This is a genomic window from Gemmatimonas sp. UBA7669 (genome assembly GCF_002483225.1).
Taxonomy (GTDB): Bacteria; Gemmatimonadota; Gemmatimonadetes; order Gemmatimonadales; family Gemmatimonadaceae; genus Gemmatimonas.
Map to the genome: position 1 here is coordinate 1 of NZ_DLHL01000041.1, position 8,753 is coordinate 8,753.

General features: G+C 66.8%; 6 protein-coding genes. 3 read left to right on the forward strand and 3 right to left on the reverse strand.

Features of this window, described 5'->3' with window-relative positions; all coding sequences use genetic code 11:
* Positions 1-206: 206 nt before the first annotated feature.
* Positions 207-1,493, reverse strand: a complete 1,287-nt coding sequence (gene tyrS / locus B2747_RS10985; RefSeq protein WP_291160456.1) for a tyrosine--tRNA ligase — start codon at positions 1,491-1,493, stop codon at positions 207-209.
* 61 nt (positions 1,494-1,554) lie between these two features.
* On the opposite strand from tyrS, the gene B2747_RS10990 reads away from it, so the two are divergent.
* The 3 genes from B2747_RS10990 to B2747_RS11000 all read left to right on the forward strand — a co-directional run bounded on the left by B2747_RS10990 (position 1,555) and on the right by B2747_RS11000 (position 5,975).
* On the forward strand, positions 1,555-3,708 hold the full coding sequence (locus B2747_RS10990; protein ID WP_291160459.1) for a penicillin-binding protein 1A: 2,154 nt from the start codon (positions 1,555-1,557) through the stop codon (positions 3,706-3,708).
* Positions 3,705-5,123, forward strand: a complete 1,419-nt coding sequence (locus B2747_RS10995; protein ID WP_291160461.1) for an amidohydrolase family protein — start codon at positions 3,705-3,707, stop codon at positions 5,121-5,123. The genes B2747_RS10990 and B2747_RS10995 overlap by 4 nt, the downstream gene beginning before the upstream one ends.
* 267 nt (positions 5,124-5,390) lie before the next feature.
* On the forward strand, positions 5,391-5,975 hold the full coding sequence (locus tag B2747_RS11000; RefSeq protein ID WP_291160464.1) for an HNH endonuclease: 585 nt from the start codon (positions 5,391-5,393) through the stop codon (positions 5,973-5,975).
* 7 nt (positions 5,976-5,982) lie between these two features.
* On the opposite strand, the gene B2747_RS11005 is transcribed toward B2747_RS11000, so the two are convergent.
* Together B2747_RS11005 and B2747_RS11010 are read right to left on the reverse strand one after the other, a co-directional pair.
* The gene (locus tag B2747_RS11005) at positions 5,983-6,663 is read right to left on the reverse strand and encodes a hypothetical protein (protein ID WP_291160467.1); all 681 of its coding nucleotides are present in this window, start codon (positions 6,661-6,663) and stop codon (positions 5,983-5,985) included.
* Between the two features lie 6 nt (positions 6,664-6,669).
* Positions 6,670-8,478 carry a BamA/TamA family outer membrane protein gene (locus B2747_RS11010; RefSeq protein WP_291160470.1) on the reverse strand — a complete coding sequence of 603 codons (1,809 nt, stop codon included), beginning with the start codon at positions 8,476-8,478 and terminating at the stop codon, positions 6,670-6,672.
* Positions 8,479-8,753 lie beyond the last annotated feature (275 nt).

The following is an 8,753-nucleotide window of genomic DNA, read 5'->3' on the forward strand; positions in this document are numbered from 1 at the left end:
GTAGACATTTTTCAGGACTAGACATTGCGTGGGGCCGTTCGCGCGGTAGCCTTTCCCGCAGTGGCCCCACACGATCGGGTTTCTCATCTCATTCGTTGCTCACATCGCATTCATCTATTTCTGTCTCGTCTTCACAACTCGCACCATCTGGTTTCTGAACATCTCAAGGTTCGAGCACCTGGAGACGAGAGGCCAAAACCTGGGTGTCAGACCACGCGCAGCAGTCCGAACTCGCGCTGTCCCTTCCGCAACAGCAGGAACGCCCCCCGCAGCAGGCGATCGCGTGAGACCGTCTTGTCGGCCGCGCTGAGCTTGACGCCATTGACGCTGATGCCTCCCTGCTCGAGCAGGCGCTTGGCCGCGCCACGCGAGGCTGCGATGCCCAGCTGCACCAGCGCCTCGAATACATCCACCCCATCCGCCGGAGCTCCTTCGGCCGGCGGCACGTAGTCCGCAAACGGAATTTCCCGCGCCAGCGCGTCGAGCGCTGCGCCGGACAGTGCGTTCGGATCCGCCTTCTCGAACAGCAGCGCCGATACCTCCTGCGCCACCCGTGCGGCCTCCGCGCCATGCACACGCGCCGTCACGTCGGCCGCCAGCGAACGCTGGGCCACGCGCTTCTCGGGCGAAGTGCGCACCTCGGTGTCGAGCGCGGTGATCTCTTCCAGCGAGAGCAGCGTGTAGAAGCGCAGGTAACGCGACACGTCGCGGTCGTCCGCGCCCATCCAGAACTGGTAGAAGGCGTAGGGTGACGTGCGATCGGCATCCAGCCACACCGAGCCGCCGCCCGTGCTCTTGCCGAACTTCGTGCCGTCGGCATTGGTGATGAGCGGGAACGTGAGCGCGTTGGCGTCTGCGCCCACCGTGCGGCGGATGAGCTCGAGACCCGCCGTGATGTTGCCCCACTGGTCACTGCCGCCCATCTGCAGCGTCACCCCCTCGCGCTTGTACAACTCGAGGTAGTCGTGCGCCTGCATGAGCATGTACGTAAACTCGGTGTACGAGATGCCCGTCTCGAGCCGCGACTTCACCGAGTCCTTGGCCATCATGTAATTGATGGAGAAGTGCTTGCCCGTATCGCGCAGGAACTCGATGAGGCCGATGCCGCCCAGCCAGTCGAGATTGTTCACCAGCTTCGCGCCACGCGGTCCGTCGAAATCGAGGAAGCGTGCCAGCTGCCCACGAATGGCCTCGGCGTTGGCGTGAATGGTGTCCGCGTCCTGCAGATTGCGCTCACTGCTGCGGCCGCTGGGGTCGCCAATCATGCCCGTCGCGCCGCCCACGAGGCCGATGGGGCGGTGCCCGGCCCGCTGCAGGTGCACCAGTCCCATGATGGGCACGAGGTTGCCCACGTGCAGGCTGGACGCGGTGGGATCGAAGCCCACATAGGCGGAAACGGGGCCGGCGGCGAGGGCCGCGGGCAGCCCCTCAGTGTGCTGCGAGATCAGCTCGCGCCAGGCGAGTTCGGAGAGCGGGGCAGGAAGCGTGGACATCACAGAAAGATAACCGCCCCGTGGTACCGAACACGGGGGTGACGTGTAGCTTCCAGACGGTATGCCATCGTCTTCGATTCTTTCGCGCCGCCCCTGGCTGGGCTGGCTGCTGGTGGTGGGGGGACTCTGCGGCGCCATCGGCGCCGGCGCCGTGGCGGGGGCCTGGGCGGTCATCTGCCGCAACGGACGCTGCCCCTCCATCGCCGCCCTCGAGGCCTATGTGCCGCGGCAGACGTCCAAGGTCTATGCCGCCGACGGACGTTTCATCACCGAGCTGGGGCTCGAGCGGCGCACCCTCATGCGCCTGCAGGACATTCCCAAACATGTCCGCGACGCGATTGTCATCACCGAGGACAAGCGCTTCTACAGCCACAACGGCATCGACTTCATTCGCATTTTCGGCGCCCTGGCGCGCAACGTGAAGGCGGGAAGCTATGTGCAGGGCTTCTCCACCATCACCATGCAGCTCGCGCGTAACGTCTTCTCCGATCGCATTTCCCGTGAGAAGACCCTGCTGCGCAAGATCAAGGAAGGCCGGGTGGCCACGGCCATCGAGCAGCGCTACAGCAAGGACAAGATCCTCGAGCTGTACCTCAATCAGGTCTATCTGGGCAACGGCGCCTACGGGGTGGAGACCGCGTCGCAGCGCTATTTCGGCAAGAGTGTGCGCGACGTCACAGTGGCCGAAGCCGCCGTGCTGGCCGGTCTGCTCAAGGGGCCGGAGCGCTACAACCCGCGGCGCTTCCCCGACCGCGCCATTCAGCGCCGCAATACCGTCATTGAACTCATGCGCCGCGCCGGCGCCGTCAGCGCCGCCGATGCCTCGCTGGCCAAAGCCTATCCGCTGCAGTTGGCCGAACGCACCGAATCTGGTGACGTGGCGCCGTATTTCGTGGAATGGGTGCGACAGGTGCTCGAGGAAGAACTCGGCAACCGGCTCTACAACGAAGGCTTCAAGGTCTACACGTCCCTCGACGTGGACATGCAGACCGCGGCCGAGCGCGCGCTGGAGAATCAGCTGCAGGCCATTGAGGCCGGGCGTCACGGCGCGTACAAGCACCTGACGTACGAGGCCTACCTCGCGCGCAGCGCGGAGGGCGGTGAGCGCGGTGCGGCCAATTCGCCGTATCTGCAGGGCGCCTTTGTGGCCATCGATCCGCGCAGCGGCGCGGTGCGAGCCATGGTGGGTGGTCGGGACTTCGGCGACTCCAAGTTCAATCGCGCCGTGCAGGCGCTGCGTCAGCCGGGCTCCACGTTCAAGCCCATCGTGTACGCGGCGGCCATTCATGAGGGATTCAGTCCGGCCACCGTGGTGGACGACTCACCGATCTCCATGGACCAGCTGAACGGCGAAACGTGGACGCCGCAAAACTACGATCTCAAGTTCCAGGGCGATCTGCCCCTGCGCAAAGCGCTGTATCAGTCGCGCAATCTGCCGGCCATTCGCACGGGCATGGCCATTGGCCCCGACGCCGTCACGAGCATGGCGCGTCGCTTCGGTCTCACCACACCCATTCCGCCCTACCCGTCCATGTACATCGGGGCGGCCGACGTGTACCCGCTGCAGATGGTGAGTACCTACAGCGTGTTTGCCAACCTCGGGCTGCGCACCACGCCGCACGCCATCGTACGCGTGGAAGACAGCAAGGGCGAGGTGGTGTGGAAGCCCAAGCTCGTGCGCGAACCGGTGCTCTCGCCCGAAGAGTCCTGGCTCATGGTGAGCATGATGAAGGACGTGGTCATACGCGGCTCGGGCGCGCGCGTGTGGAGCAGCGGCTTCCGCGTGCCCGCCGGCGGCAAGACCGGCACCACCAACGATGGCGCGGACGTGTGGTTCATTGGCTACACGGCCGACCTCGTGGCCGGCGTGTGGATGGGCTTTGACAAGCCGCAGAAGATCAAGAGCAACGCACAGGGCGGTGAGCTGGCCGCGCCGGCCTGGGCCGCGTTCATGACCGAAGTGTACCGCCGCAAGCCGCAGCCGCCCGACTGGCCACGGCCCGACGGTGTCATCGTGCGACAGATTGACGTCGCCACCGGACGCCTCGCAAACAGCAGCTGCATGAGCAATGTGGTGACGGAGTTCTTCGTGCAGGGCTACGAACCCACCGCGACGTGCACCGATCCACCGGGCCACTCGCCATTCACCATGGACAGTGCCCGCGCGCGTGTGCAGCGCGATACCACCAACCCCTTCCGCCTGCCGCCGTTGTGAGTGCCGGCGCGCGGGCCGAGTTGACCGGGGCGCGCGGCACGCTGTATACGGCCGACTGGGTACTGCCGGTGGTGTCGCCGGCTCTTCGCGACGGCGCCGTGTTGGTGGAGGACGGCCGCGTGGCTTGGCTTGGCCCGCGGCAGGCCGCGCCAGAGGGCGAACTCATTCGCCATGTCGCGCTCGGCACCGCCGTGCTCATGCCGGGCCTGGTCAATGCGCACACGCATCTCGAGCTCACCGTACTGCGCGGATGTCTCGAGGGCCTCGATTTCCGCGACTGGCTGCGCGCCATCACGTTGCTGCGCCGTGATGTCCTCAAGCCGGAGGACCTGCTTGATGCCGCGCGTGTGGGCGTGCTCGAAGGACTGCGCCACGGCATCACCACCTACGGCGATTGCACCGACTCGGCGTGGCCTCTGACCGCCATGCGCGAACTGGGTGTGCGCGGCATCGGCTACGTGGAAGTGTTTGGCCCCGACCCCGCGCAAAGCCGTGATGCCATGACCGGCTTGCGGGACCGCGTGGCCGCGCTGCGCGAGCACGATACGGCCCTCGTGCGCACCGGCGTCTCGCCGCACGCCCCGTATACCGTGTCTGCCGCGCTCTTTCGGGCGGTGGCCGACCATGCCCTGCACGAACAGCTGCCAGTGGCGGTGCATGTCGCCGAGAGCCAGGCGGAGACCGATTTTGTGGTGCATGGCACGGGCCCGTTTGCCGAACGTCTGCGCGCACGTGGCATTGCGGTGCAGGCAGCCGCTGCGTCGCCGATGGCCCTGCTTGATGACACCGGACTCCTGCGCGCGCGGCCGCTGCTTGTTCACGCCGTACACGCAAGTGACGATGATCTGGCGCGCGTGTCCGCGCACGGCGCGGGCATCGTGCATTGTCCCGTTTCCAATGCCAAGCTCGGGCAGGGTGTGGCACCGCTCGACCGCATGCTCTCGCGCGGCCTGGCGGTGGGTCTCGGCAGCGACTCGGTGGTGAGCAACAACCGCATGCACCTGCTGGACGAGGCGCGGCAGGCGGTGCTGCAACATGCCCTGCGCGCCGAACGTGCCGACTCGCTGCCCGCGGCCGATGCCTTGCGCCTGGCCACTCTGGGCGGCGCCGAAGCCATGGGGTTGAGCGCGCAGGTTGGTGCGCTGGCCGTGGGCAGGGCGGCGGACCTGGCGGCCTTTGCGCTGCCCGATACGCTGGGCCCGGTGTACGACCCGGCCGTGACGCTCGTGCATGCCCTGGCCGGCCGCGCGGAGGCGTCGCTGGTGTGCGTGGCCGGCCGTGAACTGATTCGTGACGGGCTCGTGACGGGCGACGCAGCGGCGCAGCAGGCGGGATGGTACGAGCGCCAGCAGGCGGCCGGTCTGCGCGTCACGACACAGTTGGCACAGTGGCGGGGGCGGGTGCCGTCGTGGTAGACTTCAGTATGCGTCTCGCGCAACCGCTGCCCGTCTCCGCCAGAAGGAGAACCCGCCCGACAGGCGGGAGGGCCGTGGTTGTGCATCGCTGTCCGCCCTGCTGAAACACCAGAGAATCCCCGCTGCATGTCGGTCGGCCCGCGCGTCGATGATATCAGCGGGGATTTGGTTTTCGCAGGGTGTCGCAGTTTGAGGGTCGCGGGTCGCGGTTCTGGTGGTGTGGTGGTCCCAAGGGTTGCACACACACTCGAGCAGGGAGGGGAGGGCGTGATTGCTGGCTGTCTCGCACTGAACGCATCGTACGAACCACTCACGATGGTGCCGCTGCGGCGCGCACTGCGTCTCGTCATCGACGGCAAGGCGGAAATCGTGGAGGCCGACACCGGCGCGCCCGTGCGCTCGGAGAAACGGCAGTTTGTCCGTCCCGCGGTCATCCGACTCACCAAGTACGTGCACGTGCCGCGGCGCTTCCGTCGTCAGGTGACGAACACCTTTTTGTTCGCGCGCGACGACTACCAGTGTCAGTACTGCGGCCGGCACGCCAATGTGCTCAAGCCGCGTGAATCGCTCACGCGCGATCATCTCATTCCCATGTCGCGTGGCGGCACGAATGAGTGGACCAACGTGGTGACGGCTTGCAGCAGCTGCAACACGCGCAAGGCCAACCGTATGCCTCACGAAATCGGCATGCAGCCACTGCACGCGCCCACCGAGCCGCATTTTGTGCATCTGTCGTGGGCGGTACGTCGTCTCACGCCCATTCAGGCCCGCTACATTCGCACGTTCTACGGCGAAGAGACGCTGCGCGAACTCGAGAAGATCGAACACGGGCCAGCCGCCACCACGGCCTGACCCGCAATCAGAACTGCAGCACGCCGGTGCGGGCCTCAAGGCGCCGCACCTCTCCTCCCAGAATACGCGACGCCAGCGTGCGCAGTCCGCGCGTCAGCGCCGACGCCGGACTGCGTTTCCCGCGGACGGCGGGATTGGCTTCCCCCTTGAGCCAGCGCTCGAGTTCATCGAGATCGCTCACCTCCAGCGCGCCCACTTCGGCCTGCACCAGCACATAGCCGCGCTGACCACGACGAGGCGCCGGCAGTGGTGGCAGAAAGGCCAGCTCACTGGCCGCGCGGGCGTCGGCAAAACGCAGATAGCTGCCCAGATTGGTGACGCGCTCGCCCACGATGCGCGCCACGTTGTAGCTGCGATCCACCACATCGTATTGCACGATCACATCCCACTCCGCGCGGCCGCGCACATCGTCGAACCATCGACCCACCGTCCAGATTTCCGTGCGCACGTGAATGCGCGCCGGAAAGCCATTGCGCAGCAGGGCATCGAAGTCCCGATCGGTGAGTACGCCGCGCACGGCCACCAGCGGCGGGTAGGAGGTGGGGGTGACGCGGATGTCGATTTCGGGGCGTGACTGACCACGGGCTGCTGCCGGGAGTCCCAGCAGCAGCCATGCACTCAGCAGGAGGCGCACCCAGAGGTGCCGCATCCGCTGCGTCGCGGGTCCAGTCACACCGAGGCCGGTCATGCGCCGTCAGAACCGCCGCGACAGACGCACGTACACATTGGGCGAAAGACCACCCTGAGACACGGCCTGCGCGATGTACACGCCGAAGTCTCCGAAGTCGAAGCCGCCGCCGATGTCGGTACGCCAGGTGTCAAAGCCAGGCACGGAGTTCTTGTCGAAGACCAGCGGGCCGAGGTCGGCGTTCGGAATCGAGCTCGGGCTCGGCCGGTCGATCAGCCAACCACGTCCCGTGTTGGCAAACACCACCCAGGCACCATCGGCGCGCACGCGACCCAGGCCCCAGCGACGATCGCCGTAGTCGCTGTCGTCGCCGAAGAGATTGATGCGGAAGTCCCCCTTCCACTCCGCCTGCAGCAGGGCCATGCGCTCACACTGCGCGGGCCGACCGAGCGAGGCATACATCTCCTCACTGCCCGTGGCGCAGGTGCCCACATCGCTTGTGCCGTTCATGCGACGGAAGTCGAAGCCCGGCAGCGCGTCAATGCCACTGACGGAGAAGCGGCGCTGCACGGGCAGGGGATCGCCGTTCACCCAGCCACCGAACACCGCGCGCAGGTTGAGCTGCGCGTTGGGGCCGAGGCGGTTGTAGCGACGCAAGTCGAAGAAGGCGCGTGAATAGGTCACGCCCTCGTTGAGCGGAATGGGCGTGGTGCCCGTGGGCAGCGGGCGCACGCCGGGCGTGAGTTCACCCATGGTGTCGTAGGTGCCCGTGCCGCGCTCATACTCGCCACGCAGGAACCAGCCACTGCGCGGACGCTGGGAGTTGGTGCGCGTGTCGAACACGGCGCTCAGGGTGAAGCGCTTGAGCACACCCTCGTCGGCCGTGGGATTGCGGCGCCAGGCCAGATCGGAATTGAAGAGCGTCCAGGGATCGCGTGCCGGACGCGCACTCCAGCGCTCCTCGCCATAACTCGCGCGCAGTTCACTGGCCTTGCCGGCAAAGAGCGCCACGTAGCCCTCTCCACCATGCCGCTGCCAGTAGTCGCGGTAGTCACGCGTGAAGAGGAAGCTGTTGAGGCCCACTTCGGTTTCGGTGAGCTGCCACTGTTCCATGGCATCCACCACGTCGAAGAGCTTGCCGCCAAGGGCCACGCCGGCGCGGTTGCCCTGCCGCACTTCGAGCAGCGCCTGATGGCCGAGGTTCTCACGCTTCCACTCGATGCCATCACCGGTACGGAAGATGCCAAACACCTCGGCCCGCACCCGCGTGTCTTCCGCGCGCAGACGGAAGCGCGGCCCCACGAGAATGGGGAGGCCTTCCACGCGATTGTATGTGTGTGCCGTGGTGACGAAGAGCTGACTCTCGGCGCCGTTCTCCCGATCGTCGCGCACCCAGCGGGACCAGCGCGCAAAGAAGTCGGTTTCGGCAATCAGCGTGTCGGCATCTTCGCGGTAACGGTAGCGCGAGCTCCACACGCGAATGTCGCCCACGACATTGGGACGCTCGGGCGCTTCGAAGGTGCCGCCGAGCACGGTGAGCGACTTCTCGAGTCGCGCGCCGTCCTGCAGAAACACATCGCCGTTGAGCACCACAACGTCGCCGTAGACCACGCCCGCCAGGCGCGCGTTGCCATTGAGGACGGCGAGGTCGCCGCGCACGGTGTCGGCGGCGGCGAGCGTGAAGTCTCCGCGCACGCGCCGCGTGGACGGGGCATTGAAGACACGCGTGACCTCGAGTGCGACATCCCGGGGCACGGACCCCAGGCGCCCGGCGCGCTGCGCGGCACCGGTGGACGGGGACATCGCGACACCGGACATCGCGGCGGCCAGCAGTGCCGCAGATCTGAGCACCGTACGGGCCATGGCTTGCTTCATCGAAAGCTCCTTCAAGGGTTCGCGCTACGGCATGGCAGGCCGCGTACCACCGGGCCACTGCCCCACACCCACGACCGCTGTCGCAGCGCAAGTGACGGCAATATCACTGTTTAGCCACTCTCCGCGCGACCTCCTTGGCCGAGCCCTGCTCACAATTCCGAGGACAAACCCGTGTCGGACTGAAACGCCGCGCAGGCACGGACAGCGACACGCCCCCAAACCGTTTGAACGTCGACCCCGACCCCAACCCTGACCCCGACCCCGACCCCGACCCC

Excerpts from the sequence above, each read along its gene's own strand:
- B2747_RS11010 (WP_291160470.1), bottom strand. The coding sequence starts at position 8,478 with ATGAAGCAAGCCATGGCCCGTACGGTGCTCAGATCTGCGGCACTGCTG.
- B2747_RS11005 (WP_291160467.1), bottom strand. The coding sequence starts at position 6,663 with ATGACCGGCCTCGGTGTGACTGGACCCGCGACGCAGCGGATGCGGCAC.
- tyrS (WP_291160456.1), bottom strand. The coding sequence starts at position 1,493 with ATGTCCACGCTTCCTGCCCCGCTCTCCGAACTCGCCTGGCGCGAGCTG.
- B2747_RS10990 (WP_291160459.1), top strand. The coding sequence starts at position 1,555 with ATGCCATCGTCTTCGATTCTTTCGCGCCGCCCCTGGCTGGGCTGGCTG.